Source organism: Rhizobium sp. AN5, assembly GCF_900215255.1.
Taxonomy (GTDB): domain Bacteria; phylum Pseudomonadota; class Alphaproteobacteria; order Rhizobiales; family Rhizobiaceae; genus Agrobacterium; species Agrobacterium tumefaciens.
This window is the reverse complement of sequence record NZ_OCMJ01000003.1, coordinates 726,389-752,757: the sequence shown is the minus strand read 5'-3', so window position 1 is coordinate 752,757 and position 26,369 is coordinate 726,389. Positions and strand designations below refer to the sequence as shown.

Annotated in this window: 29 protein-coding genes; 15 read left to right on the top strand and 14 right to left on the bottom strand. The window is 59.7% G+C overall.

Features of this window, described 5'->3' with window-relative positions:
- Positions 1–31: 31 nt before the first annotated feature.
- Positions 32–1,012, bottom strand: coding sequence for a site-specific tyrosine recombinase XerD (locus tag CRP02_RS06870; protein ID WP_414896232.1), 981 nt, complete (start codon positions 1,010–1,012; stop codon positions 32–34).
- An 11-nt stretch (positions 1,013–1,023) separates the two neighbouring features.
- Positions 1,024–1,197 carry a hypothetical protein gene (locus CRP02_RS06865; RefSeq protein WP_003511358.1) on the bottom strand — a complete coding sequence of 58 codons (174 nt, stop codon included), beginning with the start codon at positions 1,195–1,197 and terminating at the stop codon, positions 1,024–1,026.
- A gap of 188 nt (positions 1,198–1,385) precedes the next feature.
- Here CRP02_RS06865 and CRP02_RS06860 point away from each other — a divergent pair, with 188 nt between their 5' ends.
- Together CRP02_RS06860 and aroB are read left to right on the top strand one after the other, a co-directional pair.
- Positions 1,386–1,967 carry a shikimate kinase gene (locus CRP02_RS06860; protein ID WP_003511357.1) on the top strand — a complete coding sequence of 194 codons (582 nt, stop codon included), beginning with the start codon at positions 1,386–1,388 and terminating at the stop codon, positions 1,965–1,967.
- A 5-nt stretch (positions 1,968–1,972) separates the two neighbouring features.
- Positions 1,973–3,106: a 3-dehydroquinate synthase gene (gene aroB, locus CRP02_RS06855; RefSeq protein WP_097170637.1), complete on the top strand. Its 1,134-nt coding sequence runs from the start codon at positions 1,973–1,975 to the stop codon at positions 3,104–3,106.
- Between the two features lie 19 nt (positions 3,107–3,125).
- Here aroB and CRP02_RS06850 read toward each other — a convergent pair whose 3' ends face one another.
- Positions 3,126–3,407: a BolA family protein gene (locus tag CRP02_RS06850; RefSeq protein ID WP_019564879.1), complete on the bottom strand. Its 282-nt coding sequence runs from the start codon at positions 3,405–3,407 to the stop codon at positions 3,126–3,128.
- A gap of 115 nt (positions 3,408–3,522) precedes the next feature.
- On the opposite strand from CRP02_RS06850, the gene CRP02_RS06845 reads away from it, so the two are divergent.
- From CRP02_RS06845 to CRP02_RS06830, 4 genes are all read left to right on the top strand, one after another.
- The gene (locus tag CRP02_RS06845) at positions 3,523–4,161 is read left to right on the top strand and encodes a J domain-containing protein (protein ID WP_097171279.1); all 639 of its coding nucleotides are present in this window, start codon (positions 3,523–3,525) and stop codon (positions 4,159–4,161) included.
- Positions 4,162–4,229: 68 nt separating this feature from the next.
- The gene (gene cobS, locus CRP02_RS06840) at positions 4,230–5,219 is read left to right on the top strand and encodes a cobaltochelatase subunit CobS (RefSeq protein ID WP_003511352.1); all 990 of its coding nucleotides are present in this window, start codon (positions 4,230–4,232) and stop codon (positions 5,217–5,219) included.
- A gap of 107 nt (positions 5,220–5,326) precedes the next feature.
- Positions 5,327–7,228 (top strand): cobaltochelatase subunit CobT, encoded by a 1,902-nt coding sequence (gene cobT, locus CRP02_RS06835; RefSeq protein ID WP_097099939.1) that lies wholly within the window; start codon positions 5,327–5,329, stop codon positions 7,226–7,228.
- 37 nt (positions 7,229–7,265) lie between these two features.
- Positions 7,266–8,243: an esterase-like activity of phytase family protein gene (locus CRP02_RS06830; protein ID WP_179783957.1), complete on the top strand. Its 978-nt coding sequence runs from the start codon at positions 7,266–7,268 to the stop codon at positions 8,241–8,243.
- A 4-nt stretch (positions 8,244–8,247) separates the two neighbouring features.
- Here the strand turns inward: CRP02_RS06830 and CRP02_RS06825 are convergent, their stop codons facing one another.
- From CRP02_RS06825 to rpmB, 3 genes are all read right to left on the bottom strand, one after another.
- Positions 8,248–8,580, bottom strand: coding sequence for a pentapeptide repeat-containing protein (locus tag CRP02_RS06825; protein WP_025595408.1), 333 nt, complete (start codon positions 8,578–8,580; stop codon positions 8,248–8,250).
- 115 nt (positions 8,581–8,695) lie between these two features.
- The gene (locus tag CRP02_RS06820; protein ID WP_097170635.1) at positions 8,696–9,334 is read right to left on the bottom strand and encodes a queuosine precursor transporter; all 639 of its coding nucleotides are present in this window, start codon (positions 9,332–9,334) and stop codon (positions 8,696–8,698) included.
- 111 nt (positions 9,335–9,445) lie between these two features.
- A complete protein-coding gene (gene rpmB / locus CRP02_RS06815) occupies positions 9,446–9,736 on the bottom strand; it encodes a 50S ribosomal protein L28 (protein ID WP_003509888.1) in 291 nt (96 codons plus the stop codon).
- Between the two features lie 251 nt (positions 9,737–9,987).
- Between rpmB and CRP02_RS06810 the strand changes: the two genes are divergently transcribed.
- A complete protein-coding gene (locus CRP02_RS06810) occupies positions 9,988–10,761 on the top strand; it encodes a DUF3108 domain-containing protein (protein ID WP_097099942.1) in 774 nt (257 codons plus the stop codon).
- Positions 10,762–10,766: 5 nt separating this feature from the next.
- Here CRP02_RS06810 and CRP02_RS06805 read toward each other — a convergent pair whose 3' ends face one another.
- Together CRP02_RS06805 and gloB are read right to left on the bottom strand one after the other, a co-directional pair.
- Positions 10,767–11,207: a cupin domain-containing protein gene (locus CRP02_RS06805; protein WP_097170634.1), complete on the bottom strand. Its 441-nt coding sequence runs from the start codon at positions 11,205–11,207 to the stop codon at positions 10,767–10,769.
- Positions 11,207–11,977: a hydroxyacylglutathione hydrolase gene (gene gloB, locus CRP02_RS06800; RefSeq protein ID WP_097099944.1), complete on the bottom strand. Its 771-nt coding sequence runs from the start codon at positions 11,975–11,977 to the stop codon at positions 11,207–11,209. Before gloB ends, CRP02_RS06805 begins: the two co-directional genes overlap by 1 nt.
- 107 nt (positions 11,978–12,084) lie before the next feature.
- Here gloB and CRP02_RS06795 point away from each other — a divergent pair, with 107 nt between their 5' ends.
- The 4 genes from CRP02_RS06795 (at position 12,085) to CRP02_RS06780 (ending at position 16,226) form a co-directional block, all read left to right on the top strand.
- Complete coding sequence (locus CRP02_RS06795; RefSeq protein ID WP_003511344.1) at positions 12,085–12,846, top strand: class I SAM-dependent methyltransferase; 762 nt, start codon at positions 12,085–12,087, stop codon at positions 12,844–12,846.
- 86 nt (positions 12,847–12,932) lie between these two features.
- Positions 12,933–14,039, top strand: a complete 1,107-nt coding sequence (gene hisC, locus CRP02_RS06790; RefSeq protein ID WP_097170633.1) for a histidinol-phosphate transaminase — start codon at positions 12,933–12,935, stop codon at positions 14,037–14,039.
- 151 nt (positions 14,040–14,190) lie between these two features.
- Positions 14,191–15,297, top strand: a complete 1,107-nt coding sequence (hisC, locus tag CRP02_RS06785) for a histidinol-phosphate transaminase (protein WP_097171278.1) — start codon at positions 14,191–14,193, stop codon at positions 15,295–15,297.
- The gene (locus CRP02_RS06780; RefSeq protein ID WP_097170632.1) at positions 15,297–16,226 is read left to right on the top strand and encodes a prephenate/arogenate dehydrogenase family protein; all 930 of its coding nucleotides are present in this window, start codon (positions 15,297–15,299) and stop codon (positions 16,224–16,226) included. Before hisC (CRP02_RS06785) ends, CRP02_RS06780 begins: the two co-directional genes overlap by 1 nt.
- Before the next feature lie 126 nt (positions 16,227–16,352).
- Here CRP02_RS06780 and CRP02_RS06775 read toward each other — a convergent pair whose 3' ends face one another.
- A complete protein-coding gene (locus tag CRP02_RS06775; RefSeq protein ID WP_035199628.1) occupies positions 16,353–17,354 on the bottom strand; it encodes a DUF2125 domain-containing protein in 1,002 nt (333 codons plus the stop codon).
- 49 nt (positions 17,355–17,403) lie between these two features.
- On the opposite strand from CRP02_RS06775, the gene CRP02_RS06770 reads away from it, so the two are divergent.
- Positions 17,404–17,931 carry a gamma-glutamylcyclotransferase gene (locus CRP02_RS06770; RefSeq protein ID WP_097171277.1) on the top strand — a complete coding sequence of 176 codons (528 nt, stop codon included), beginning with the start codon at positions 17,404–17,406 and terminating at the stop codon, positions 17,929–17,931.
- Here CRP02_RS06770 and CRP02_RS06765 read toward each other — a convergent pair.
- From CRP02_RS06765 to ftsE, 4 genes are all read right to left on the bottom strand, one after another.
- Entirely contained in the window at positions 17,928–18,725 is a 798-nt protein-coding gene (locus tag CRP02_RS06765) for a lysophospholipid acyltransferase family protein (RefSeq protein ID WP_025595414.1), read from the bottom strand. The two genes, CRP02_RS06770 and CRP02_RS06765, sit on opposite strands and share 4 nt — an antisense overlap.
- Before the next feature lie 123 nt (positions 18,726–18,848).
- Positions 18,849–19,586, bottom strand: a complete 738-nt coding sequence (locus tag CRP02_RS06760; protein WP_003511336.1) for a YdcF family protein — start codon at positions 19,584–19,586, stop codon at positions 18,849–18,851.
- Positions 19,587–19,699: 113 nt separating this feature from the next.
- The gene (locus tag CRP02_RS06755) at positions 19,700–20,707 is read right to left on the bottom strand and encodes a cell division protein FtsX (protein WP_003511335.1); all 1,008 of its coding nucleotides are present in this window, start codon (positions 20,705–20,707) and stop codon (positions 19,700–19,702) included.
- Complete coding sequence (gene ftsE / locus CRP02_RS06750) at positions 20,700–21,359, bottom strand: cell division ATP-binding protein FtsE (protein ID WP_003511334.1); 660 nt, start codon at positions 21,357–21,359, stop codon at positions 20,700–20,702. The genes CRP02_RS06755 and ftsE overlap by 8 nt, the downstream gene beginning before the upstream one ends.
- Positions 21,360–21,559: 200 nt before the next feature.
- On the opposite strand from ftsE, the gene CRP02_RS06745 reads away from it, so the two are divergent.
- From CRP02_RS06745 to CRP02_RS06735, 3 genes are all read left to right on the top strand, one after another.
- On the top strand, positions 21,560–22,228 hold the full coding sequence (locus tag CRP02_RS06745; protein ID WP_097170631.1) for a hypothetical protein: 669 nt from the start codon (positions 21,560–21,562) through the stop codon (positions 22,226–22,228).
- A 70-nt stretch (positions 22,229–22,298) separates the two neighbouring features.
- Positions 22,299–22,841: a hypoxanthine phosphoribosyltransferase gene (gene hpt, locus CRP02_RS06740; protein ID WP_003511330.1), complete on the top strand. Its 543-nt coding sequence runs from the start codon at positions 22,299–22,301 to the stop codon at positions 22,839–22,841.
- A gap of 142 nt (positions 22,842–22,983) precedes the next feature.
- On the top strand, positions 22,984–23,343 hold the full coding sequence (locus CRP02_RS06735; RefSeq protein ID WP_097170630.1) for a response regulator: 360 nt from the start codon (positions 22,984–22,986) through the stop codon (positions 23,341–23,343).
- A gap of 252 nt (positions 23,344–23,595) precedes the next feature.
- Here CRP02_RS06735 and CRP02_RS06730 read toward each other — a convergent pair whose 3' ends face one another.
- Positions 23,596–26,280, bottom strand: coding sequence for a TIGR02302 family protein (locus CRP02_RS06730; protein ID WP_097170629.1), 2,685 nt, complete (start codon positions 26,278–26,280; stop codon positions 23,596–23,598).
- Positions 26,281–26,369 lie beyond the last annotated feature (89 nt).

Sequence of the window (26,369 nt, the reverse complement as noted above, 5' to 3'; positions counted from 1 at the left end):
TGAGCCGGATTATCCGGCGGTTCCGGTCGCTCTAATCAAGGTTTTTGCCCTGTTTGGCAAGGGGGTGATGTGTTTGTACCAGCTCTTGCAGGCGTTCTTCCAGCACATGTGTATAGATTTGTGTCGTGGAAATGTCGGAATGGCCGAGCAGTTCCTGCACGGCGCGCAGGTCGGCGCCGTTCTGCAGAAGGTGGCTGGCAAAGGCGTGGCGCAGGACATGCGGTGACACCGCCGAGGGATTGAGGCCCGTGCGAATGGCAATGTCCTTCAGGTCGCGGGCAAAAACCTGTCGCGGCAGATGCCCTTCCTTGCTGTTTGAAGGAAACAGCCACGGACTTTCCGGACTGTCAGCCTTTTTGGGGGACGCGGGCGTCCTGCTTTTCTCAGGTACGAGCGACTTTCTGGCCGCGTCGTATTTTTCCATCGCCTCGATGGCCGCGCGAGACAGCAGCACCATGCGGTCCTTGTTGCCCTTGCCGCGGATCATCAGGAAGCGTCCTTCCTGGCGCAAAACCTTGAGCGGCAGCGAGACGAGTTCGCTGACGCGCATGCCGGTCGCGTAGAGAAGTTCGAGCAGCAGATGCATGCGGATGCGGGCAAGCTGGCCGGGGCCGGTTAAGGCGGCCTCTTCAGCAGCGATGCCAAGAAGTTTTGTCACGTCCGCGACGCTCATCGTCTTGGGCAGAGTGAGGCCCTTCTTGGGCGCATCGATGGTACCGGTCGGGTCGTCGCCGCGAAGTCCTTCAGAATAGAGGAACCGGTAGAACTGCCGCATGGAGGACAGGCGTCTTGCCTGCGACGTGGCTGCGAAGCCCTGAGTGGAAAGATGGGTCAGATAGGCGGACAGGTCGGCCGTGGCGGCTTCCATCAAGGACTGGCCTCGGCCACCGAGAAAGTCACGCAGATCGGAAAGGTCGCGTTCGTAAGAAGAGAGCGTATTGGCGGCGGCACCCCGTTCGGCGCTCATCATTTCCAGAAAACTTTCGAGCCGCGCGCCGTCCCGCCCGCTCATCTCTTTGCTACTCATGGGGTGCGCCTTGCCGGCTCCGCCGACGGCGGGTTCAGCCGCTCGGAAGGAATGCGCACCGTCACCTCGCGATCATTCGGCTTGACGAACATGACCAGCAGCACCATGCCGCCATAGATCAGCCCCGCGATGGTTGCCAGTATCATCGTGAAGCGGAAGAGGGTTGGCATGGCGGCTCCGTGAGGGTGGAAGTCTGAATGTATATGCGGTGCAGCGAAAGCGGCGACAAGATCAAAAAGCGGTAGTCCGCCGCTGCCGCATACGGCGATGATTGTGATTCAACGCAATTCAGTCAGCAATTTGGCTTGACGCTTCGTAAACATTTGCAGATATCCATGCCAAACGGGCTTTCAATTTTATGAATGAAAAGAATTTATCTGTCCCGGTCACACTCGGGGAGCAAGCGCGGGCCAAGCTCGCCGGGCGCAACGTCGTCTTTGTCGGACTGATGGGGGCTGGAAAGTCCGCGATCGGTCGCATGGTCGCCCAGCAGCTCAAGGTCTCCTTCATCGACACGGATGTCGAAATCGAGCGTGTTTCCCGCATGACGATAGCCGAACTTTTCGCCACCTATGGCGAGGAGGAGTTCCGGGCGCTGGAAACGCGGGTCGTAAAGCGGCTGCTGCGCGGTGGCCCCAAGGTCATTTCTACCGGCGGCGGCGCCTTCATCAACGACAATACCCGCCGGCACATCACGCGCGGCAGTGTGTCGCTGTGGCTGAAGGCCGATATCGAGGTTTTGTGGGAAAGGGTCAACAAGCGCGATCATCGCCCGCTTCTCAAGACCGAAAACCCCAAGGCCACGCTGGCGGCTCTGATGGAGAAACGTTATCCGATCTATGCGGAAGCGGATCTGACCATCGAATCCCGCGATGTCCGCAAGGAGATCATCGTGACCGAAGTGCTGGCCGCCATCGCCGGCCTCGAACAGAAAGACTGAGTATCATGACGCCTTCCGAAATCCACACCGACGAACGTCTTGTCCATGTGCCGCTCGGTGAGCGCGCTTACGACATTCTGATCGGACCGGGCTTGATCGGCAGGGCGGGCGGCGAGATTTCGTCGCGGCTGAAGGGCAGGCGTGCCGCTATCATCACTGACGAGCATGTTGCACCGCTTTACCTCGAAGGCCTGATGGACGGCCTGCAGACGGATGGCATCGAGGCCGTTTCGCTGACCTTGCCTGCGGGCGAGAAGACCAAGAGCTTCGAACATCTGGTCACTGTGTGCGATGCCGTTCTCTCCGCACGGGTGGAGCGCAACGATGCGGTGATTGCGCTTGGCGGCGGTGTTATCGGCGATCTCGCCGGTTTTGCGGCGGGCATCGTGCGTCGCGGCGTGCGTTTCGTGCAGATACCGACCTCGCTTCTGTCGCAGGTGGATTCCTCCGTCGGCGGCAAGACGGGCATCAATACCCGCCAAGGCAAGAACCTTGTCGGCGTTTTCCATCAGCCCGATCTGGTGCTGGCCGATACGGCGGTGCTCGATACGCTGAGCGAGCGCGAATTCCGCGCCGGTTACGCCGAGGTGGTGAAATATGGCTTGATCGACAAGCCGGACTTCTTCTTCTGGCTGGAAAAGAACTGGGATGAAATCCGCACCGGCGGTCCCGCCCGCATCCAGGCGATTGCCACAAGCTGCCAGGCGAAGGCCGATGTGGTGGTGGCCGACGAGAAGGAAAACGGCGTACGCGCCCTTCTGAACCTCGGCCACACATTCGGCCACGCGCTGGAGGCAGCAACGAATTATGACAGCAAGCGGCTGGTGCACGGCGAAGGTGTCGCCATCGGCATGGTGCTGGCGCACCAGTTTTCCGCCCACCTCAACCTTGCAAGCCCTGATGATGCCGCGCGCGTCGAGGCGCATCTCAAGGCGGTTGGTCTGCCAGTGTCGATGAAGGATATTCCAGGTGAACTGCCGCCGGTCGAGATGCTGATGGCGGCAATTGCGCAGGACAAGAAGGTCAAGGGCGGCAAGCTCACCTTCATCCTCACTCACGGCATCGGCCAGTCCTTCGTGGCCGACGATGTCGCGACGTCCGAGGTGCAGTCCTTCCTGTCGGAGAAGCATCCCGGCTGAGGCTTAAGGCGCGCGTTGCCTAGAACCGCGTCGGCTCCCCCGGTGCCGCCGCCTCGATGGCGAGGGCGTGCAGCCCGGCGTCGAGTTCCGGTTTCAAAAGTGCGTTGATCGCCCGGTGGCGCTCAATGCGTGACTTGCCTGCGAAGCTTTCAGACACTATCTGAACACGCATATGCGTCTCGCCCGTGCCGGTTATGTCCGGCTGATGGCCGGCATGCATCTGGCTTTCATCGATCACCACCAGGCGTTCCGGCGAAAAGCTCTGCCGAAGCTTTGTTTCTATGCGTTCTCGCAGGGACATGCGATGGGCTCCAATCCTGTTGGCTGGTCTTTGAAAGGGGCTACCTAAAAGCCTGCAACATTCCGCTTTGTCAATTCTTGTTGTGCGCCTTTTCGCACCCCATAATCAGGGCATCATGAAACTGGATTCGAAATATTTCGACCGCATCCGTACACGCAGAAAAAGGGACAAGGAACCTGAGGTTCAAGCCCCGAGCTGCCAGTGGGACGGATGCGACAAGCCGGGCGCTCACCGTGCACCTGTCGGCCGCAATGCCGAGGGGCAATTCTTCCTGTTCTGTTTCGAGCATGTGAAGGAATATAATAAGGGCTATAATTATTTCTCCGGCCTGTCTGACACCGAGATCGCCCGTTACCAGAAGGAAGCGATCACCGGCCATCGTCCCACCTGGACGGTTGGCGTGAACAAGACTGCGCGCGACAGCCCGCTGCACTCTACGCTGCGTTCCGGCGCGGCGGGCGCGGCCAATGCCCGCATCCGCGATCCTTTTGGCTTCACGAATGGTTTTGCAAACGGCGCAAAGGCCGGCGGCCAGCGTCTGCAGCAGGACCGCAAGTTGAAGACGCTGGAGGCGAAAGCCTTCGATACGCTCGGCCTTTCTGCGGGTGCAAAGCAGGAAGAGATAAAAAGGCGCTATAAGGAGCTTGTCAAAAAGCACCATCCTGATGCTAATGGTGGCGATCGCGGCTCGGAAGAACGTTTTCGGGCTGTTGTTCAAGCATATCAATTGTTAAAGCAGTCAGGTTTCTGCTAAGCCAACGTTCGTGTTTACCGCCTGATTGATGATGTGGCCGGGTGGCCGCCGCCCGCCTTGGAGACGTGATGAGCAAAATCGACCTTGATATTTCCAACCTGCCCGACACGACGGTGTCCGTGCGGGAGGTTTTCGGCATTGATACGGATCTGCGGGTTCCCGCCTATTCGCAGGGCGACGCCTACGTGCCCGACCTTGATCCCGACTATCTTTTCGACCGCGATACGACGCTCGCTATTCTTGCCGGTTTTGCTCACAACCGACGCGTCATGGTTTCCGGCTTTCACGGCACGGGCAAGTCCACCCACATTGAGCAGGTAGCTGCCCGCCTGAACTGGCCCTGCGTGCGCGTCAATCTTGACAGCCACGTCAGCCGTATCGACCTCGTCGGCAAGGACGCAATCGTCCTTAAAGACGGCAAGCAGGTCACCGAATTCAAGGACGGCATCCTGCCCTGGGCTTACCAGCACAATGTCGCGCTGGTCTTCGACGAATACGATGCCGGTCGCCCGGACGTGATGTTCGTCATCCAGCGCGTGCTGGAATCCTCGGGCCGCCTGACGCTGCTCGACCAGAGCCGCGTCATCCGTCCTCACCCCGCCTTCCGCATTTTTGCGACCGCCAACACGGTCGGCCTCGGCGATACGACGGGCCTTTACCACGGCACGCAGCAGATCAACCAGGCGCAGATGGACCGCTGGTCCATCGTCACCACGCTCAACTACCTGCCGCATGAGCAGGAAGTGAACATCATTGCCGCCAAGGTAAAGAGCCTCAACAATCCGAAGGGTCGCGAAACCGTCTCCAAGATGGTGCGTGTGGCCGATCTTACCCGTTCGGCCTTCGTCAACGGTGACCTTTCCACGGTCATGAGCCCGCGTACCGTCATTACCTGGGCGGAAAATGCGGAAATCTTTGGCGATCTCGCCTTTGCGTTCCGTGTGACCTTCCTCAACAAGTGCGACGAACTGGAGCGCACGCTGGTTGCCGAACAATATCAGCGGGCTTTCGGCGTCGAGCTGAAGGAAAGTGCTGCGAACATCGTTCTCAGCGCCTGATCTTCCCCGGCTTGTCCGGAGAACATCACCGATGACTTGAAGACGCCGGCGGGCCGCGCATCCTTGGATGGGCGGCTCCGAAGCGTCGACAACTGACAGGAAAGACAATGGCAGCGCGCGGCGACAATTCCAGAGCAAAACCGGGTACGGCGGTCGATACCGAACCGTTGCGTCAGGCGATTGCCGGATGCGTGCGATCGGTTGCCGGCGATGCCGAGGTTGAGGTCGTTTTCGCCAATGAGCGGCCCGGCCTTGCCGGAGAGCGCATGCGCCTGCCGGAAATTTCCAAGAAACCCACCGCGCAGGAAATCGCCGTCACCCGTGGCCTTGGCGATTCCATGGCGCTTCGCCTTGCCTGCCATGACGCTGACACCCATGCGGTGATGTCGCCGCAGGGTGCCGAGGCGCGGTTGATCTTCGACGCTGTTGAGCAGGCGCGGGTGGAATCCATCGGTGCGCTGCGCATGCCGGGCATGGCCTCCAACATTCAGGCCATGAACACGGAAAAATATGCCAAGGCGAATTTTTCTGGCATCAACACGAAGGACGATGCACCGCTTGCCGAAGCCGTCGCCCTTTTGGTGCGCGAAAAGCTGACCGGCGAAAAACCACCGGCCAGTGCCGGCAAGGTTCTCGACCTGTGGCGCGACTTCATCGAGGACAAGGCCGCCGGCGACCTGAGCGACCTTTCCAAGGTGATTGGCGACCAGAAGGCGTTTTCGCGGCTGGTGCGCAAGATGCTGACCTCCATGCAGATGGCGGAGGAATTCGGCGACGACGATAACGAGCCGGAAAGTCAGGAGGCAGAATCCGACGAGGAGCAGCCGCGCACCAACGAGACCGAGGAAGAACAGGTCGAGGAAGAGGCCGGTTCCGATGCGACGCCCGCTGATGAAAGCGAGGCCTCGCAGGAGGAGATGGAAGAAGGCGAGATGGACGGCGCCGAGATGTCGGACGAGGAAATGTCCGACGATCTCGATGAGGATTCCGAGACGCCCGGCGAGACCCGCCGCCCCAACAGCCCCTTCGACGATTTCAACGAGAAGGTCGACTATCGCATCTTCACCCAGGAATTCGACGAGGAAATCCACGCCGAGGAACTGTGCGACGAGTCGGAGCTCGACCGCCTGCGCGCGTTTCTCGACAAACAGCTCGCCCATCTTCAGGGCGCCGTTGGACGTCTGGCGAACCGGCTGCAGCGCCGCCTGATGGCGCAGCAGAACCGTTCGTGGGATTTCGATCTGGAAGAGGGTTATCTCGATCCGGCTCGCCTCGTGCGGCTTATCATCGATCCCATGCAGCCGCTCTCCTTCAAGAAGGAGCGCGACACCAAGTTCCGCGATACGGTGGTTTCGCTCGTCATCGACAATTCCGGTTCGATGCGTGGTCGCCCGATCACGGTTGCTGCCACCTGCGCCGATATTCTTGCGCGTACGCTGGAACGGTCGGGTGTGAAGGTGGAGATTCTCGGCTTCACCACCAAGGCGTGGAAGGGCGGTCAGTCGCGCGAGCAATGGCTGGCCAGCGGCAAACCCGGCTCGCCGGGTCGGCTCAATGATTTGCGCCATATCATCTACAAGTCGGCGGATGCACCCTGGCGGCGTGCACGGCGCAATCTTGGCCTGATGATGCGTGAAGGCCTGCTGAAGGAAAACATCGACGGCGAAGCGCTGATGTGGGCGCATAACCGCCTGATCGGCCGCCCCGAGCAGCGCAAGATCATGATGATGATTTCGGACGGTGCGCCGGTGGACGATTCGACGCTCTCGGTCAATGCGGGCAACTATCTGGAACGGCACCTGCGCGCCGTGATCGAGCAGATCGAAACACGTTCGCCGGTGGAGCTTCTGGCGATCGGTATCGGCCATGATGTGACGCGTTATTACCGTCGCGCCGTGACGATCGTGGATGCGGACGAACTAGCTGGCGCGATGACCGAACAGCTTGCTGCTCTCTTCGAGGATACCAATACCGTCAGCTCGTCCCGCAAGGTTCGCCGTGCGGGATAAGCGGGGTCGGGCTTTTCTTTCCTGTAAATCGCTGGCGATGGCTGCAGTTCTTGCGGTCGCAGCGCTTGTTCCGGTGCCTATCGGCGCATCGACCATCGATGTTCCGGTTGGCGTTCGTCTGTTGTCAGGCTTCGAGGTGGGCACCAGCGCCAGGCGTTTCGGAAAGCTGGAATTTATCGGCGGCATGGTGATGAGCACGCCGGAAAAACTATTCGGCGCCATATCCTCCATCCGCTTCCGCCCAAACGGGCAGGAATTTGTTGCTGTGCTGGATACCGGCCACTGGCTCACGGGCAAGATCGCACGCGGCCCTTCAGGCGCTCTGTCCGGGTTGGGTGACGTGCGTATCACTGCCATGCTGGATGCCAGCGGCCGTGAACCTTCCCGCAAGATGGAAATGGATGCGGAAGGTCTGGCGCTGCGGGATGGCAAGGTATTCGTCAGCTACGAGCAGCGGCACAGGATCGATGCCTATCCCGATCCGGGGTTCGAGACCTCAAAGCCGCTCAGCCGCCTGCCTCATCTCATTCCCAACAGCGAACTGCGCCACAATGGCGGCATGGAGGCCCTTGCGGTCTCGCCGGCCGATTCGCCGCTTGCCGGTGCCCTTGTCGTGGTGGCTGAAAAAAGCATCGATGCCGACGGCAATCTTCTCGCCGCCATACTGGAAGGCCCGTTGAAGGGCACATTCGCGGTCACCCATCACCCCTCATTCGACGTGACTGATGGCGCTTTCCTGCCCAATGGCGACCTGCTGCTTCTGGAGCGCCGCTTCAATTTCGCTGAAGGGGTGGGGATGCGCATCCGTCGCATCAAGGCTGCCGATATCAGGCCGGGCGCGGTGGTGGATGGCGAAATCCTGCTGGAAGCAGGCATGGTCTACCAGATCGATAATATGGAAGGCATGGATGTGCTGAAGGGGCCTGATGGTTCCACGCGCCTCATCATCGTTTCCGATGACAATCACTCGTTTCTCCAGCGTAACCTGATGCTGGAATTCAAGCTGGTGGAGTGAAGGTTCAGACCTGCTGCGCCGCCTTGTAGGCAGCCATCAGATCCTCGACGGGAATGCCGTCGATCTTCATCCCGGTCATTCGGCATCCTGTTATCTGCGCGCCGGACAGGTTGGCGTTGCTCAGTTTCAGACCGGAAAGATTGACGTCGTCGATCGACCAGCCGGACATGTTGCTGTCAGTAAACGACGCGCCGGAAAAGTTGATCTGGTTGAAGCTGGTGCCGGCGAGATTGACGTCGTTGAACACTGTGCCCGAAAGATTGACGTCGTTGAAGGTGGAGCCTGAAAGCGTGGCGCTGGCGGCCTCCACAATATCGATAACGTCATTGATCTGCATATCTGCCTGCCTCTGAGCTGTGCCACGGACCGCAGACTGCAACGCAGTCGGCTGGTTTGCAAGCGCGATTCGATCCACGCTCCCACCCCAGCCTTAAACCTGGATGACAATGGTGTCAGCCCGATTTGGCGACCTTTGGCATCGGCTTCAGCGTGTTCATCAGTGCGCCGTAGGGCAAGAGCATCACGAGGCCGACGAAGATCTTCACCGAGAGGTCGCCGAGCGCCCAGGAAATCCAGCGCGGTGCCTCCAGAGCGAAGATGCCGAGCACGGGGGCATTTTCAATGGCGAAGGCATCGTTGGGACCGACGAAGGAGAAACTCGCAGCAAAGGCGATGGAGAAGAACAGCGCGGTATCCAGCACCGAACCCAGCATGGAGCCGGCAAGCGGTGCGTGCCACCAGCGCTGGCGGCGCAGGCGGTTGAATACGGAAATATCGAGCAACTGGCCAATCAGATAGGCGGTGCCGGAGGCAACGGCGATACGCGGGATCGAGGTCCAGAAGGACAGTGTGACACCAACAACAAAACCGGCAAGTACGACGCGGCGCGCGACCGAGGGGCCAAACTGACGGTTTGTAAGGTCTGTGACGAGGAAGGCGACCGGATAGGTAAAGGCACCCCAGGTCAAAAGATCGCCGAGATTGACGCCGAACAGCGATCCGGAAAGCGGGTATTGCACCAGAATATTGGACGCGACGACCACCAGTGTCATCAGCAGAACGTAAATGAGCGTGTAGCGCAGGTAGGGCATTTTTTTATCCTGGGTGATGCCACCAGTTGGAGCCGAATTAAAACAAGCAAAAGGCTTGAGCGGCAAAAGCCATTCAAGCCTTCTGAATATCAGTGATGTCGAAACCGCTAATTAAGCAGCTTCGGCCGTCTTCTTGGCGATCTGGCGGCGCAGGAGACGAGCGCGCATGCTCAGTTCGTTTTCGCCGGACTTCAGAAGGAAGGCATCGAGGCCGCCACGATGTTCAACGGAGCGCAGAGCTGCTGCGGAAACACGCAGGCGGAAACGCTGGCCGAGAGCATCGGAGATCAACGTAACCTGGCAGAGGTTCGGAAGGAACCGGCGCTTGGTCTTGTTGTTGGCGTGGCTGACGTTGTTGCCCGTCTGGACGCCCTTGCCGGTCAATTCGCATACACGGGACATGGGTACACCTATTTCGTTTGTCTGTTTCACCACTGGCTCGCCACCGGCAAAACCGTGGTGGCAATCCAACTGGCCATGATTGGAAAGTTGCGGTTCTATAGTCAGACGGGACTTAACAGTCAAGCCGCTCGCGAGCAAATGAAAGGAAATTCCGGCGTTTTCAACCGGCATCCGCTTTTTTATTGCCACAAGTCGGCGTATATGATCGCCCCATAAGGCCGCTTCCGCGCCTCTTTTAAGGTGATATCCAAATGATTGCCAGAGGAAAAAGCATTTTCATGGCTGTGACAATGGCGTTTGCAGGCGTATCTCCCTCGCTCGCCGCCGAAGCCCGCCATACAAGCGAATACAGCATCAATCTCGGTATTCTGCCAATTGCCAAGGCGAGTTTTTCGACTCGCATGAACGGCCCGAACTATTCGATTTCCGGTTCCTTCAGCTCAGCAGGGCTTGCAAGCATTCTGGCGGATATTTCCGGCAAGACGACGATTTCGGGTGCCAAACGCGGCCATCGGCTGCAGGCGAACACATATTCGCTTGTTTACAAGGACGGCAAGCGGGTACGGACCTATGATGTGGTGTATCGCAACGGCAACGTCACATCGACGACGGTGAAACCGGAGCCGAAGGCGCGGCCGGACAATTGGGTGAATGTGAAGGACGGCGACCTACGCTCCGTCCTCGATCCAATCTCCGGCCTCATCATTCCCGCCGGCGGCCGCATCTGCCCGTCGCGCCTGCCGATCTATGACGGCGAATCGCGGCTGGATCTGGTTTTGAGCCCCAGCGGCACCAAGCCATTCAAGACCAATGGCTTCAGCGGCGATGCCGTGGTCTGCAAGGCGCGTTACGTGCCGAAGTCGGGTTATCGCCAGGGGCGCAAGGATATCGAATACCTGAAATCCATTTCCATGGAGATCTGGTTCGCCAAATCCGACAATATGGATGTCTATGCCCCGGTCTACGCCGTCATTCCGACGCGGGTAGGCCAAGTCTACATCACCGCCACCAAATATGGCGGTTGATGCAGTTACAGCGTATCACCCGGCGACCAGCCGGGTTCGGCCATCGCGAAGCTTGAAAAGGCGAAACCCGGCGAGACTGTGCAGCCGACGAGGGTGAAGTCGCCGAGGCTTTCGGCCGATTGCCAGCAATTGGCAGGCACGATCACCTGCGGGCGCTCGCCTTCCAGAATGTCGGGGCCGAGGGTAAAGGTCTGTACCTCCCTGCCATCTTCGGAAAGATGCAGTGTGATCGGAGCGCCGGCATAATAGTGCCAGACCTCCACTGCATCGGTGACGCGATGCCAGTGCGAGCGCGTCCCCTTTTCCAGAAGATAATAGATCGCCGTCGAATGGCCGCGCTCACCACCTGCCTTGTCGCGAAATGTCTGGTGGTAAAAGCCGCCCTCGGGGTGCGGCTCCAGTTCCAGTTCGCGAATGATCGCTGCCGCAGAAAGATCGGCGCCCATCAGAAATTGTCCTTGCGTGTGCGGATTTCGGCAAAGACTTCGGCATCGGTTGCGCCTTCAAGGCCAAGATGACTGCGGATGCCGGCGTCGGCTACCCGCATATAAGGGTTGGTCTGTTTTTCCAGCCCGATGGTGGTGGGAATGGTGAATTCATTCGCCTGCCGCGCCTTTTCGACGCTTTCGGCGCGCTCGATTAGAACCGCGTTATCAGGATCGACGGTGAGCGCGAAACGGGCATTCGAAAGTGTATATTCGTGGCCGAAATAGACTTTCGTGTCATCCGGCAGCGCCATCAACTTCTGGAAAGAATGCCACATATCTGTTGCCGTACGTTCGAACAGGCGACCGCAGCCCATGGCGAACAGCGTATCGGCGGCAAACAGCAGGCCGTCATCGGGAAGGTAGTAGCAGATATGCCCCGCCGTATGACCGGGTGTGGCAATGACCTGAACGCGCCGTCCGGCAAATTCGAACTCGTCGCCATCGGCCTGGGACCGGTCGAGACCGGGGATCGCAATCGCCTCATCATGTGGGCCGTGTATTTCGCACTGGAATTTGTCCTTCAGCGCCAGATTGGCTTCCACATGGTCCTGATGGTGATGGGTGGTGAAGATATGCGTGAGCTTCCAGCCATGCCCATGAAGAGCCTGCAGGATGGGGCCTTCCTCCGGCGCATCGATTGCGGCGGTCGCACCGCTTTCTGGATCGTGCAGCAGAACGCCAAAATTATCACTGCGGCAAAGAAAGACGTCTATTTCCAAAGGTTTCATCGTGGTCCTCTCCATTTGCCGGCCGTGGCCGGCGCATTTGTCCGCCTGAATTTCAATGTAGGCGCAGACGCCTTGAAGTCCAACCGCCTGATGCTACATTCTCGCCCATGAACACCGATATCGTCGATCTGCGCGAATTCTATCATTCCCCGCTTGGCCGCTCGGCCGAGCAGGCGATCACCATGGCGCTGTCATCGCTCTGGCCGCCTTTGCCGGAGGAAAGGCTGGTCGGCCTCGGTTACGCCGTGCCGTTTCTGGAGCGGTTCCGTCATGACACGGAGCGCACCTTTGCCTTCATGCCGGCGGGGCAGGGAGCGGTGAACTGGCCGGCAGGCGAGCTTTCCTCCACGGCGCTGGTGTTTGACGAGGAGCTGCCGCTACCCGATTCGTCGATAGACCGGGTGTTGATGGTGCATGCTCTGGAATTTGCCGAAAATCCGCGCGAAACCCTGAAAGAACTCTGGCGGGTGCTGGCGCCCGGCGGGCGTCTGGTGATCGTGGTGCCGAACAGGCGTGGGGTCTGGGCACGCATGGAACACACACCTTTCGGCTCGGGCCGGCCCTATTCGCGCGGGCAGTTGACGGCGCTTCTGCGCGAGACCAATTTTACGCCGGGGGCAAGCGCCGAAGCGCTTTTCTTTCCGCCCACCACCAGCCGCCCGGTACTGAAATTCCGCCGATACCTTGAGCTTACCGGCCGCAGGCTCTGGCCGCTGTTTTCCGGCGTTATCGTGGTTGAGGCGCAGAAACGTCTCTATCAGGGATTGCCCGTTACCCAGCGCGCCTCACGCCGGGTTTTCGTGCCGGTCCTGGCGCCTCAGGGTGTGCCCACCACCCGCACCGCCGCAAAGCACGGAAAGCCGCGCTGACCCTCGACAAAGGGGCCATTCCGTCCTACGCCTTTGGCATTGTTTTTTTGCCGGGTTCTCCGACGTCTTTTCAAAGGTCGATAAAAATGAGCGCAGAGCTTAGCCAACCCGTTCCGCGTCCTGGTATTCTGGATATTTCCGCTTATGTTCCCGGAAAAGAACATGTGGACGGCGTCGCGAAGGTTTATAAGCTTTCCGCCAACGAAACGCCGTTTGGGCCGAGTCCCAAGGCTATACAGGCTTTCGGCACGGCTTCGGCCAATCTGGAACTCTATCCGGACGGTCGGGCGGCCGCGCTGCGCTGTGCAATCGCCGAGGTTCATGGCCTCAACGGTGCGAATATTATCTGCGGCAATGGTTCCGGCGAGCTGCTGGAACTGCTTTGCAGGGCCTATCTTGGTGTGGGTGACGAGGCGATCGTTACCGAGCACGCCTTTCTCCTATACAAAATCCAGATCATCGCAGCGGGCGCGACCCCGGTTACGGTCAAGGAAAAGAGTTGCACCGTCGACGTAGACGCTATTTTATCGGCGGTGACGCCGAAGACAAGGATGGTGTTCGTCACCAATCCGGGCAACCCTACCGGCACCTATGTTCCGGTCTCAGAAATCCGTCATTTGCAAGCCAACCTGCCGAAGCATGTTCTTCTGGTGATCGATGCGGCCTATGCCGAATATGTGCGCCGCAACGACTACGAAACCGGCATCGAGCTCGTGTCTGGAAACCCCAATGTCGTTATGACCCGCACGCTTTCCAAAGCTTACGGCCTTGCCGCGCTACGCATCGGCTGGATGTACGGCTCGGTGGATATCGTTGATGCGCTGAACCGTGTGCGCGGCCCGTTCAACCTGAATGCGCCTGCGATTGCCGCCGGCGCGGCTGCCTTGCGCGATCAGGCTTTTGTCGAAACGACCGTCGAGCACAATCTGCTCTGGCGCGAGAAGCTGACTTATGCGTTTACTGCGCTCGGCCTGACCGTCACGCCGTCAGTCGCCAATTTCTTGCTGATCCATTTCCTCGATCAGGACGGCAAGCGTGCGGCAGATGCGGACGAATTCCTAAGCCATCGCGGTTATATCTTGCGTGCGGTGCATGGTTACGGTTTCCCCAATGCCCTGAGAATGACTGTCGGTTCGGAAGAGGCAAATCTTGGTGTCATCGCGGCCTTAACCGAGTTCATTGGGCAGGCGTGATGAGCAATCATGCTCGAGCGTATAGCGCTGAACGGCACGGCCGTCAGGCATGGAAAGCCGCGCTGACCCTCGACAATAGGCCCATTCCGGTCTAATGCCTCCGGCATTGCTTTTGCCGGGTTCCACCGGCGCATTTCCGAAGGTCGATCAAATGAGTGCAGAGCTTAGCCAACCTCTTCCGCGTCCGGGTATTCTGGATATCGCCGCTTATGTTCCCGGCAAGGAACACGTGGACGGCGTCGCGAAGGTTTATAAGCTCTCCTCCAACGAAACGCCGCTCGGGCCAAGCCCGAAGGCGATCGAGGCATTCGCCGCTACCGCCAGCCATCTGGAAATCTATCCCGACGGACAGGCGATTGCGCTGCGTCAGGCGATTGCAGACGTGCATGGCCTCAACATAGCGAATATCATGTGCGGTAACGGCTCGGATGAGCTTCTTGGCCTGCTCTGCCACGTCTATCTGGGTACGGGCGATGAGGCGATCATCACCGAACACGGTTTCCTCGTCTACAAGATCCAGATCATGGGTGCGGGCGCAACGCCGGTGACGGTGAAGGAAAAGGATTGCGCCGTCGATGTGGACGCCATTCTCGCCGCCGTCACCCCAAGGACGAAGATGGTTTTCATCGCCAATCCCGGCAATCCCACCGGCACCTATGTTCCGGTCGCGGAAATCCGCCGCCTTCAGGCTGGTCTGCCGAAACATGTCGTGCTCGTGCTTGATGCGGCTTATGCCGAATATGTGCGCAAGAACGACTACGAGGCCGGTCTCGAGCTGGTGTCTGGCAACCGCAACGTGGTGATGACGCGCACCTTCTCCAAGGTTTACGGTCTGGCTGCACTGCGCGTCGGCTGGATGTATGGTCCGGCCGCCATCATCGATGCGCTGAACCGGGTGCGTGGTCCGTTCAACATGAGCGCGCCGGCGATCGCAGCTGGTGCCGCGGCCATCCGCGATCAGGCATTCCTGGAAAAGGCGATCTATCACAACACGCTCTGGCTGGAGAAACTCACGACGGTCTTCACCGGTCTCGGCCTCAAGGTCACGCCATCAGTCACCAACTTCGTCCTCATCCATTTCCCGGACCAGGATGGCAAGCTTGCACCAGATGCGGACGAGTTCCTGAGCCGCCGCGGTTATATCCTGCGTGCCGTGCGCGGTTACGGTTTCCCCAATGCCTTGCGTATGACGGTTGGTTCGGAAGAAGCCAATCTTGGCGTCATCGCCGCGCTCACCGAGTTCATGGGGCAGGCGTAATGGGCGAGATCATGTTTGAGCGCATCGCGCTTGTTGGCATCGGCCTGATCGGCTCGTCTATTGCGCGCGACATCAAGGAACTGGGTCTTGCCCGGCATGTCACGATTTCCACCCGCAGCGCGGAAACGCTGAAGCGGGCAGAGGAACTGGCGCTTGGAAGCGAGTATACGACATCCGCCGCGCAGGCCGTCAGGGATGCCGATCTTGTCATCGTTTCAGTGCCGGTCGGTTCATCCGGGGCGGTTGCCGAGCAGATCGCGCCGCATCTGAAGCCCGGCGCCATTGTCACCGATGTCGGCTCTACCAAGGCCTCTGTCATCGCGCAGATGGCGCCGCATATGCCTGACAATGTGCATTTCATTCCCGGCCATCCGCTGGCGGGAACGGAAAAATCCGGTCCGGATGCCGGTTTTTCTGGCCTCTTCCGCGAGCGCTGGTGCATCTTCACGCCGCTGCCGGGCACGGATGCGGAGGCGCTGGAAAGGCTCAAGGATTTCTGGCGGGCGCTTGGCTCGCGTGTGGACGAAATGGATGCCGAACACCATGACAAGGTTCTGGCGATCGTCTCGCATCTGCCGCATATCATCGCCTATAATATCGTCGGCACCGCGGACGATCTGGAGACGGTGACCCAATCGGAAGTCATCAAATATTCCGCCTCCGGCTTCCGCGATTTCACGCGTCTGGCCGCCTCCGACCCCACCATGTGGCGCGACGTCTGCCTGCACAACAAGGATGCCATCCTTGAAATGCTCGCACGGTTCTCGGAAGACCTCGCCTCGCTGCAAAGGGCGATCCGCTGGGGGGAGGGCGACAAGCTGTTCGAACTGTTTTCCCGCACACGCTCCATCCGCCGCTCCATCATCGAGGCCGGTCAGGACGTCGATACGCCTGACTTTGGGCGTCACGCGCTGGATCAGAAGAAGTAAATCGCCGCTGGCGAACAGTCATGGCCGGATTTGATCCGGCCATAGGATCCGCTGGCAAATTGCCAAGTTTTTCCTTCGTCATCCCCGGACGAGCCCGAGGATGACGTTGAGTATGGGGGCAATCCCTTAGATAGGCGGGATCTTCCCCAGCGGAATGAAACCGCTGACGGTGGCGCGGCCGCGGTCTACAACGAGATCGACGGACGCCCTGTCGCCGCCGCCGGCGAGTGCACGGAGCATTTTGCGGGCGGTATCGATGGTAGATTGCAGCTGCGGAAACGCCTGCTTGGCATTGTCCGACCAGGCGTCGAGCTTTTCGATCTCCAGCTTGAACTGGCCGGAGAGATATCCCTCATTATCGAATGAGAAGGGGCCGCTGATACGCATGGTGCGGCCTTCACCGATATCGGCGACCAGCCGGCGAAGCTCGCCGCTCGCGCCGTAAAGCCCGGCCGTATCGCTGCCGTCTACCATACCCGCCTTGCCGGCAAGGGTGACATCAGCGATGGCGTTGAGGCGCGGCAGAAGTTGCGGCCAGTCCTTAATGACGGTTGACGAGTCGGTCAACGTTATCGCGCCGTCTAGATCGGCACCGTTCTGGCGCAGATGCATTTCCGTCTTCGCGGCATCGAAATCGATCGTCTGGCCGGTAACCGTGGAAACCGCCTGAGCCTTCAGGCCGTCGATGACAAGCGAGGTGCGGTCGATACCCCTAAGCTTGGTGACGATGCTCGACTGCATGTTCTGCCAGACGGCCGAAACCGTCAGGCCATGCGCGGTGCGGATTTCAGCTGGTGCATCCAGTTCCCAGACAATGTGGCCGGGATTGTAGACCTGTGCTGCGGAACGCAATTCTCCGAACGAGGCTGAAACGCCATTCTGCTTGTCGTCCACCGTTACCTTGGAGCAGAAAAGGCCGATGCGGAAAGGATAACCCTTGAAGGCAATGTCGCCGCATTCGCCGCTGACGTTTCTGGCCTGCGAAGGCGAGATGACGTTCAGAACTGTCTGCTTCAGCTTGTCGGCGGCATAAAACCACCCGGCCGTGTAAAGTCCGATAACCAGCACGACGGCGATACCAAGCCAGAGGAATTTTTTGACCGTGCCGGATTGGCTTGACGATGCCATATTGATCTCCGATGAACAGACTTCAGATAAATTCGATTTGGCTTGGGATATGGACGATTTTTGGGTCTTTGGCTACGGTTCGTTGATGTGGAACCCGGGCTTTGCCTTTGAGGAAAGGCAGCAGGCGCGGCTGCACGGTTATCGACGCTCCCTCTGCATCAGTTCAAATGTGTACCGCGGCACTGAGGAGAGGCCCGGCCTTGTGCTCGGTCTGGAGCGCGGCGGCTCCTGCCTCGGCGTTGCCTTTCGAGTGCGGGGAGCGGACCATGGTCCGGTCATGGCCTATCTGCGCGAGCGCGAGCTGGTAACGAATGTCTACAAGGAACGCGTCGTTGCCATTGCGCTCGCCGATGGCACGCGTGGCAGTGCCGTGACCTATGTGGCCGATCCCGCCCACGAGCAGTATATTGGTGGTCTGGGTGTCGCAGAAGCGGCCACGATCGTGGCTGCCGCATCGGGCCGGTCCGGCCCGAATACCGATTACGTCTTCAATACCGTGCAGCATCTGCAGGATATGGGTATTCGCGACACGCTGCTGGAAAGCATTGCCGCCAGTGTCGGCACGGTCGCGGTTTAGCCGGCTGGAGTGTCTTGCCCCTGAAGTTCTGCGATACGCTTCACGGCGGTCGGTGGCAGCGGCAGGTGCGGATTGTTGCGCGCGGTCTCCAGCAGTAACTCGTCGCTCGCCTTTTCCGTCACCTCGATCAATGTCTTGAAAAACACGTCCGGGTCCAGCCCCGGCTCGATGGCCGGCAAGATCCGCACCTTGAAATGGCCGGGATAACGCATTGTCGAGCGGCGTGGCCAGAAGAGGCCGGGATGCATGGCGACCGGAATGACGGGGACTTTGAGGTCGCGGTAAAGACGTGCGATGCCATAACGATATTCGGGCTCAGCGCCCGGTGGCCGGCGTGTGCCTTCGGGATAAATTATGAGTTCGCGGCCAGCCGCCATCTCCTCTCTCGCCCGCTCCATGACCTTCAGCATCACCTTGCCGCGCGCGGCGCGATTGACCGGGATCATGCGCTGCTTCATCGCATACCAGCCGAACAGCGGGATCCACAAAAGCTCGCGCTTCAGAATATAGACCGGATCGGGAAGGTTGGGCAGCAGCGCATATGTGTCCCAGAAGGACTGGTGTTTGGGGGCGAAGATACAGCCGGTTTCGGGAATGTTTTCCAGCCCCTCGATCTCGAAGGTGGTGCCGACAATGGTCTTCATCAGCCAATGGTTGGATCGCGCCCAGTTCTTGGGGATTTCATAGGCTATTCTGCGCGGCAGGATGAAATAGATCGGCGTGAGCACGATCATGCGGACAATCAGATTGAGATAAAACAGCGTATTGAAAAGAAAAGAGCGCAGCTTGAGCATCGACAGACTTCCCGGGTTGCAGCCGTTCCGAAGCTCAGGCGCGCCTCGATGCCGGATGCCGATGCCAGACGCCTACACGAAAACAAGGCTCCGCAGCAAGCGTGTTCTCTCCGTTCTTTCCATTCACGGGGAGGAGGTTGCCGCCTTGATCGTGGGGTGATCGGCGCCCGCCTTGCGCAGACCGTCGCCCTTGCCAAGCCCGGTCAGGTCGCGTCCCGCCGCAATCACGAATTTCATGTATTCGTAGAGCATGGTTCGCACCACATCCGGCTCCGCGAACCAGTTGGTGCGGGCAAGGTCGGCGCTGATGACGGGATAGGCGATGAATTGGGTTTGCGGGCTGGCATTGTGCAATTCATGAAGGCTGCGATGCATATGGTAATTGTTGGTAACGACGACGATGGAGGAATAACCGTGGTCGCGTATCCAGCTTGCCGCCTCATTGGCGTTGCCGATGGTGTCTATGGCCTTGTAGCCCATGTCCACGCAGCAGGAAAACATGTCCGAAGAGCCTTGCGTCATCTTGCGGATTTGCGTGCGGGTGGTGGCCGGGTTGACGCCGGAAATCAGAAGGCGCTTGCCAACGCCGTCCCGCAGCAGGCCGACCGCCTGTTCGATGCGCTGATAACCGCCGGTCAGAACGATGATCGCGTCGCCCTTGGCGCCTTCGGGTGGGCGCATGGAGGCGACCGAATCTGCGAACCACAAAAAACCGCCGGAAAAAGCCCCCAGAGTAATGACGCAAAGCAGGATGAGACCGCGAATAAAACGGCGCAGGCGACTTCGCCGCGACAACAGGCCCTTTTTTGCCTGTCGCGTGGTCGTCTGCTCCTGATCATGGTCCGTCCGACTCACAAACATTCCTCCTGAATACTCGCCGATTAAGGCAAGGAACAGGCATTTTTGTCCACCGTCCGCAGGTTACATCCGGCGTGTGAAGGGTGCAGTTTCCTCGCGAGATCCGGGAGACGGCGTCACGATGCGACACCGTCGCTTTTCGACGGATCGGAACGGACGCGGTCGATATCGTCGATCGTGCGGATGACGGTCACACGCGCGGTGATGGTGGTGAGCAGCGCGATGATGATCATCGTCGTGGCGATGCCGATATAACCACTGAGGCCAACGGAAAAGGAGCCGAACAGGGCACTTGCCTGATCGCTTTGCGGCGTTGCGACCGTGCTCGATTGCCAGAAACCGGCGGCAAGGAAAACCGCCGCGGCAAGGGCGCTGCCCGCTGCCGCACCTTTCAGGCTGATCTTCAGGAAGTGCTTCTGGAATTCCCGCGCCACGAAGCTGCTTTCGGCGCCCACGAAATGCAGCACCTCGACGATGTGCCGGTTGCCGGAAAGCGCGCCGCGCGTTGCAAACACCACCGTCAGCACCATGGCGGTGAAGACGAGGATCAGGACCCCGACGCCGATCATGACAGTGGTCCTGGCCATGGAGACGAGCCTGTCGACCCATGTACGGTGGTCATCCAGAAACGCCTGTGGAATTTCAGCTTTCAGCATATCGCGCATGGCCTGAAAATCGGGCGGGTGGTTTTCATCGATGGTAATCACGACGAGGCGCGGCACTGGCAGTTCGGAAAGATCGAGGCCACTGCCGAGCCACGGCTCCAGAAGACGCGCGGTGGCGGCGTCATCGAGGATCGTGCCATCCCGCGTGCCGACGAAGGTGAGCGCCAGAGTGCGCGCCTTGGTGAGCGCCGCATTCATGTCCAGCCCGTCCTCGGGTTTGATCTGGATGGTGATTTCCCGGGAAATCTGGCTCTGCCACGTGGCGGCGGTGGCACGCACCATGGAAACGGCACCAAGCGTCAGGCAGGCGAGAAAGGCCATGATAGCGATCACCACCATCAGCGCATTGCCCTGAATGTTGGAGGGCGGCAGAATGGGTGCCATCGGGCGGATACGCATCGGCGGCCGCTTCGGTGCGGTCGCCTCTGGTCTTAGCTGTTTGCGGTTGATCTCATTCATAGATGTCGAGCCGCCCTTCGGTGAGGATCATCCGGCGTGCGTCGATCTGGTCCATCAGGCCGAAATCATGGGTGGCGATGACCACAGCGGTACCTAGCCGGTTGAGCTCCAGAAAGAGGTTGAGAAGGCGCTTGGCCATCGGCGGGTCGACGTTGCCGGTCGGCTCGTCGGCCAGCAAGATTTCCGGCTGGTCCATCAATGCGCGGGCAATGGCGGCGCGTTGCTTTTCCCCACCGGAGAGGATGGCCGGAAGCACATTGATGCGCTCGCCAAGCCCGACCCATTTCAGAAGCTCGATGACGTCGTTGCGGTAGGCGCTTTCTTCCTTGCCGCGCACACGCAGCGGCAGGGCGACATTCTCATAGGTCGTCAGATGATCGAGCAGCCGGAAATCCTGAAAGACGATCCCGACGCGGCGGCGCAGCATGGGCAACTCGCTGCGCGGAATGCGCGACACATCGCGGTTGAACATGCGGATATTGCCGCGTGTGGGCTGCAGCGACATCAGCAGCAGGCGCAGGAACGTGGTTTTGCCGGCGCCGGAAGGGCCGGTCAGAAACTGGAACGAACCCTTGGGAATATCGAAGGTCATGTCCCTCAGGATTTCGGGGCCCATGCCGTAACGCAACCCGACATTTTCGAAATGGATCAACGGACTTCCAGTCTCTTCGTTTCGTGGTGGTTCGCAAACCGCTGGCGCGTGAGGCCCGGATGCGCCGTTTAACCCGGTTCCGGTGGCCTATGCGAGCCGTTTTTGCGAAGCATTAACCAATTAAATTTAAAACTTGGCAGGATTCGTTGCAATGCCCAGTTTTGCGGGCCGGAAAACCTCACCCAAGGAATTCTATGGCTATGTTCCGTTCATCTCGCCGGCAAGCGGCATTCGATTTCGACCTCCTGATGCCGGAAGCGCCAGTGCGCCGTACGGCGCGGGCAGCCCACACCGGCCCCGATGTGGTAGACGCGGAATTTGTCACCATCAAGGAAAACCGTGTCCGTCAGCCCGGAAACGATAATCGCGGCGCGATGCGCCGGCAGATGGAAAAACCGCCCGTTACCGCCAGCGCTCTTGGCTACGCGTTCATCGGCTGGGTGGACCGCAAATTGTCGCGCCTGTCGGTGGATGCCTATTCGGCGCTGGTTGCGGCGCTCGTCATTTTTGTTTTCATCTGCTCAGGCGGTCTCTCGGTGGTGGTGCCGGAAAAGCCGGTCGTGGCGGCCGCAAACCCGCTTGCCATTTCTCATGTCACCATCACGCCGCAGGAGGCTGGCGGCATGGATGTCCTGCTCATCAACGGTATTGTGGAAAACAACGGTACCGCTCTGGAAGAGGTGCCGGCACTTCGCGCCGACCTCTTCGTTGCCAAGGGGCAACTGGTCGCCAGCATGGTCATCGAACCGCCGGTCAGGCAGATGCAGCCCGGTTTCAGCCACGGATTTTCGGCAAAGTTGCGCCATCCCGGTGGAAAAACGCCTGACATCAAGCTTTCCTTCGTCGAAGCGGGTGCTTCCGAACGTTGACTGTGCTAACGCGTGGTCTTCGTATTTTTACTGAAAGGTAAAATCGGCAAGGCGCAGCACAGGAGAAAGAATGCCCGTCGTCCGTGGAAAAAACATTGAGCCGCTTTACACCGCCGAGCAGATTGCCGAGCGCAATCGCGACATGGCCAAACATATAGCAAGCGGCCCGACCAAGGATTTGCTGGTCATCGCCGTGCTCAAGGGATCGTTCATTTTCGCGGCCGATCTCATCCGCGCGCTGCATGACAGCGGCCTTGCCCCCGAAGTCGAATTCATCACGCTTTCGAGCTACGGTGCCGGCACCGTTTCGCAAGGGGTGAAGATCGTCAAGGATATCGACAGCGACGTGAAGGACCGCGATGTTCTTCTGATCGACGATATTCTCGAATCCGGCCGCACGCTGCGTTTCGCCAAGGAACTGCTTTACGAACGCGGCGCCCGTCACGTCACCATCGCCGTGCTGCTCGACAAGAAGGTCAAGCGCAAGGAAGATCTGGAGGCCGACTATGTCGGTTTCGAATGTCCCGATTATTTCGTTGTGGGTTACGGCATGGATGTGGCTTACGCCTTCCGCGAACTACCCTTCGTAGGCGTCGTCACGGGCGACGCCTGACGATTTATGCCGTGCCGGGATGGGACATGCCGGAGACGCCTCATTAACCATTCACCCAGCGAAACCCTGGGTGTTTACCTCTTGAAAAGAGGAGCCTGCGATGTTGCTCACGGCTGGAAATGATGCCCAGGAGCAATGATTAATGGCAAAGATTCTGATTACCGAAGATGAGGATGCATTGCGGGCTTTCGTTGCCCGTGCGCTGCGTCTCGACGGTCACGAGACCCATGAGGCGGCAGACGGCGAGCAGGGGCTGGAGAAGCTTCAGGAAACCAATTTCGATCTCCTTCTTTCGGATATCCGCATGCCGGTCATGGATGGCATCGAGCTGGCGCACCGCGCCGCCGAATGCTTCCCGGCCATGCGCATTCTGTTGATGACGGGTTATGCCGAACAGCGCGAACGTGCTGACGATCTGGCGGAAAAGATCGTGGACGTGGTTTCAAAACCTTTCGCGCTTCCGGATATCCGCAAGGCTGTTGCGCGAGCGCTTGCGGCCTGAGCGGCGAGATTGAAGAGATTTAAATGGCGGCTTTCGAGCCGCCTTTTTTGTTGGCAGATTTATTTTTTCTGGGGCCCACTTCCGTAATTCAGGCCTTGAGCCGGAATCCAGCCAGCCCAAGTCCTTGGGTTGAAAAAATCTTCACCGCGCAGACGCGCGTCTGCTGTATGCCGCTCAGGTCCGGCATGACGGAGAGACTTTAGCCTCTGAAACAGGATGTACCGAAGCGCACTAAAACCCGGTGCATAGCTCTCACCGTATATCCAGCAACCGCTCCAGATAACGCCGCTCGATTTCACCCGGCGGGTTGTTGCCGAGCTTTTCGCGGATAGCCTCGAGAATTTCGCGGGCGCGCTGCACGTCGATCTCATCAGGCACCTTCACCTGGTCGCCGAAATCGGGGCCGGTTGTGCTGCGCGGACGGCCGAGTGGATCGCGGCCGTTCTGTCCGCCTTGGCCCGCCATGCCTTCCTGCCCCTGTCCGGGCTGCTGTCCCTGCTGGCGCATGGCCTGCATGATCTGGCCCATCATATCCTGCGCGCCCTGTCGCAGCGCGTTCAGCGCATTGCCCTGACCTTCGACCGCCTGTTCGCCCTGGCTTTTGCCGAGCGCTTCGCCGGCGCCTTCCATTTCCTGCTGCGCCTTGCCGAAGTTTTCGCCCGGCTCCATGCCGAGATCACGAAGGCCCTGCTGCAATTCGCCCAGCTGCTTGCCCAGCGCGTCCTGTTGCGCCCTCAGATTTTTCAGCGCCTCGCGCAATTGCTCGGCGGTCATCTGCTCGCTCGGCTGTCCGCCTTGCTGGCCGTTCTCGCCCTGCTGGCCCTGTTGCGGTGGTTCACCGTTTTCACCCGTCTGCGGGTCCTGGCCTTCGCCGCCATCCTGCGGGTCGCCGCGCTGCATGCGGTCACGCAGCGCCTGATCGAGCTTGAAGGTCTCGTCCATCAGCTTCTGCTGCTGTTGCAGAATTTCACCCAGCTTGTCGATCTGCTGGCGCATCTTGCTGCTTTGCTGCTGCCCCTGCTGGCCCTGACGTTGCGGCCGTCCGGCCTGCAGGTTGTTCATCATGCGTTGCAGCTGCGAGAGCATTTCCTGTGCTGCGTCACGGTTGCCGGAGCGCGCGAGGTTTTCGATCTGGTTCATCATGTTTTCCAGATCGCGCTGCCGCAAGACGTTTTGTGCCTGCTGGTTCATGTTGGCTTGCGGCGCATTCTGCATGCGCTGTGCAAGCTCGCTCATGAACTGCTGCATCGCCTCGCGCAGTTCCTGCATCAGCTTGGCGACTTCCTCATCGGAGGCATTGCGCTGAAGGGCCTCGGAAAGCGCTGTCTGCGCATCACGCAGGCGTTTTTCCGCCTGCGAAAGATCACCATCCTCGATGCCAAGCGCGATCTCCCAGAGATAATCGGCGGTGTTCTTCAGCATCTCCTCATTATAGGCGAGCCGCATGCGGGTCTGCGCCGATTGCAGCAGGAGATAGTGCGTGGTGTTGGGAATGGTTTCTTCCGGACGCAGACCAACCGCCTCGTTATAGGCGATCGCCTTTGGCATCTGGCGCGTGTCGAGCGAGAATATCTGCCGCTGTTCGGCCACCGAAGCCGCCAGCGGCTCAGAGAAGTTGCGGCCCGGCAGTACCATTTCATGCGCGGGGCTGCGGCCGGTCTGCCCGGCACCATCTGTTGCCACCAGCGTGATGCGCACGCGCTTACCTGCCATGGGATGTTCGGTCAGGTTGCGGCTGGTCAGCCCCTTGATCTCGCGGTTGTTCTGCCGCGGCAGGTCGAGCTTGAATTCCGGCGGCGGGTAAAGTGCCGTTGCACCCTCCGCAACGCCAAGCGGCTCGATGATGGCGTGGGCTTCCTTGATGCCATAGTCGTCCTTGGCGGTGAAACCCACCTCCAGCGCACCATTGACGGCGCGGCGCGGCATGTTGTCGAAGCCGATGCTCGGTGGCTGGTCAGGAATGACGTTGAACACCCATTGTTCGCCATTGGCGGTGATCATGCCGCTTTCGGTCACATCCATGGCAAAGGTGCGCGGCGTGACAGGTTGATCCGGCGCGCGTTTTTCTGTCTGTGCCGCCACATCGCCACTTGCGCTGTCGGCGCGCGCCGCTTCGGGGGCAAGCTTCTGCAGAGCGCCGGCGGTCTCAGGCTCGAAGGTCACTTCTTCGCCGCCATCGCCACCGGTCATGCGGATCGTCAGTTTGGAGGATTGCGGCACGGACACCGCGTCGTGGCCCGTCGCATCGCGCCCTGTCAGAAAAATCGGGGCGCGGCCGGTATAGGCGGGCGGCGTGACCCAGGCGTCGAGACGGATATCGGGATTGAGCGGACCGACGGCCGGCCGGCTGCGGAAGGCATCTGCAATCGTGCCTGCACCATTGGAATAGGAAAAACCGAAGGCGACAACCAGAAAAAGGGCGGGAATGGCGCGTAGTGCCGAGCGGTCGTAACTGGCAATATCTGGTTTCGGCAGGCCGGCATTCAGCGCGGCGATGCGCTCCGCCATACGAATCTGGTGTTCTTTCCACAAGGCGCGGGAAATGGGGGTGTCCAACGCCGGTTCGTCTTCCTGCACGCCGACTGGCTGGTGAGCGAGACCATTGCGTTCTTCCAAAAGGCGGGACGCGTCGTTGTCTGTCGGCCATTTCAGCCGGACGATTGGCAGGATGGTGCTGATGAAACCGAAAACCAGCAGGAAAACGATGCCCAGCCGCACGAAATCAGGCATCTGCCGGTAGAGGCCGAACCATGCGAGCGCCAGAAACGCGGCGGCGATGGAAAGCGGCCACAGCGTCTTCGGTGCTACTCTTTCCGAAAACAGCACGATTTTTGCGAAGAAGCGTTTAGCCGCAACCCGGCGGGCAAGATCCGGCCGCTGCGCGAATGCGCCGGTTGGGCGCTTTCTGCCTGTCCTGTCCTCTCCGGCTGTGGTCATCAATCCGTTCTCCCGGTTCTGGCCACGTCAAACGCCATTCCCGGAACGGCGAGCTGCTTGTATTATGAGAAACAAGGATAACATTCTTT

Coding starts and splice junctions, on each gene's coding strand:
- CRP02_RS06870 (WP_414896232.1), bottom strand. CDS start 1,012: ATGAGCGGGCGGGACGGCGCGCGGCTCGAAAGTTTTCTGGAAATGATG.
- CRP02_RS06865 (WP_003511358.1), bottom strand. CDS start 1,197: ATGCCAACCCTCTTCCGCTTCACGATGATACTGGCAACCATCGCGGGG.
- CRP02_RS06860 (WP_003511357.1), top strand. CDS start 1,386: ATGAATGAAAAGAATTTATCTGTCCCGGTCACACTCGGGGAGCAAGCG.
- aroB (WP_097170637.1), top strand. CDS start 1,973: ATGACGCCTTCCGAAATCCACACCGACGAACGTCTTGTCCATGTGCCG.
- CRP02_RS06850 (WP_019564879.1), bottom strand. CDS start 3,407: ATGTCCCTGCGAGAACGCATAGAAACAAAGCTTCGGCAGAGCTTTTCG.
- CRP02_RS06845 (WP_097171279.1), top strand. CDS start 3,523: ATGAAACTGGATTCGAAATATTTCGACCGCATCCGTACACGCAGAAAA.
- cobS (WP_003511352.1), top strand. CDS start 4,230: ATGAGCAAAATCGACCTTGATATTTCCAACCTGCCCGACACGACGGTG.
- cobT (WP_097099939.1), top strand. CDS start 5,327: ATGGCAGCGCGCGGCGACAATTCCAGAGCAAAACCGGGTACGGCGGTC.
- CRP02_RS06830 (WP_179783957.1), top strand. CDS start 7,266: ATGGCTGCAGTTCTTGCGGTCGCAGCGCTTGTTCCGGTGCCTATCGGC.
- CRP02_RS06825 (WP_025595408.1), bottom strand. CDS start 8,580: ATGCAGATCAATGACGTTATCGATATTGTGGAGGCCGCCAGCGCCACG.
- CRP02_RS06820 (WP_097170635.1), bottom strand. CDS start 9,334: ATGCCCTACCTGCGCTACACGCTCATTTACGTTCTGCTGATGACACTG.
- rpmB (WP_003509888.1), bottom strand. CDS start 9,736: ATGTCCCGTGTATGCGAATTGACCGGCAAGGGCGTCCAGACGGGCAAC.
- CRP02_RS06810 (WP_097099942.1), top strand. CDS start 9,988: ATGATTGCCAGAGGAAAAAGCATTTTCATGGCTGTGACAATGGCGTTT.
- CRP02_RS06805 (WP_097170634.1), bottom strand. CDS start 11,207: ATGGGCGCCGATCTTTCTGCGGCAGCGATCATTCGCGAACTGGAACTG.
- gloB (WP_097099944.1), bottom strand. CDS start 11,977: ATGAAACCTTTGGAAATAGACGTCTTTCTTTGCCGCAGTGATAATTTT.
- CRP02_RS06795 (WP_003511344.1), top strand. CDS start 12,085: ATGAACACCGATATCGTCGATCTGCGCGAATTCTATCATTCCCCGCTT.
- hisC (WP_097170633.1), top strand. CDS start 12,933: ATGAGCGCAGAGCTTAGCCAACCCGTTCCGCGTCCTGGTATTCTGGAT.
- hisC (WP_097171278.1), top strand. CDS start 14,191: ATGAGTGCAGAGCTTAGCCAACCTCTTCCGCGTCCGGGTATTCTGGAT.
- CRP02_RS06780 (WP_097170632.1), top strand. CDS start 15,297: ATGGGCGAGATCATGTTTGAGCGCATCGCGCTTGTTGGCATCGGCCTG.
- CRP02_RS06775 (WP_035199628.1), bottom strand. CDS start 17,354: ATGGCATCGTCAAGCCAATCCGGCACGGTCAAAAAATTCCTCTGGCTT.
- CRP02_RS06770 (WP_097171277.1), top strand. CDS start 17,404: ATGGACGATTTTTGGGTCTTTGGCTACGGTTCGTTGATGTGGAACCCG.
- CRP02_RS06765 (WP_025595414.1), bottom strand. CDS start 18,725: ATGCTCAAGCTGCGCTCTTTTCTTTTCAATACGCTGTTTTATCTCAAT.
- CRP02_RS06760 (WP_003511336.1), bottom strand. CDS start 19,586: ATGTTTGTGAGTCGGACGGACCATGATCAGGAGCAGACGACCACGCGA.
- CRP02_RS06755 (WP_003511335.1), bottom strand. CDS start 20,707: ATGAATGAGATCAACCGCAAACAGCTAAGACCAGAGGCGACCGCACCG.
- CRP02_RS06745 (WP_097170631.1), top strand. CDS start 21,560: ATGTTCCGTTCATCTCGCCGGCAAGCGGCATTCGATTTCGACCTCCTG.
- hpt (WP_003511330.1), top strand. CDS start 22,299: ATGCCCGTCGTCCGTGGAAAAAACATTGAGCCGCTTTACACCGCCGAG.
- CRP02_RS06735 (WP_097170630.1), top strand. CDS start 22,984: ATGGCAAAGATTCTGATTACCGAAGATGAGGATGCATTGCGGGCTTTC.
- CRP02_RS06730 (WP_097170629.1), bottom strand. CDS start 26,280: ATGACCACAGCCGGAGAGGACAGGACAGGCAGAAAGCGCCCAACCGGC.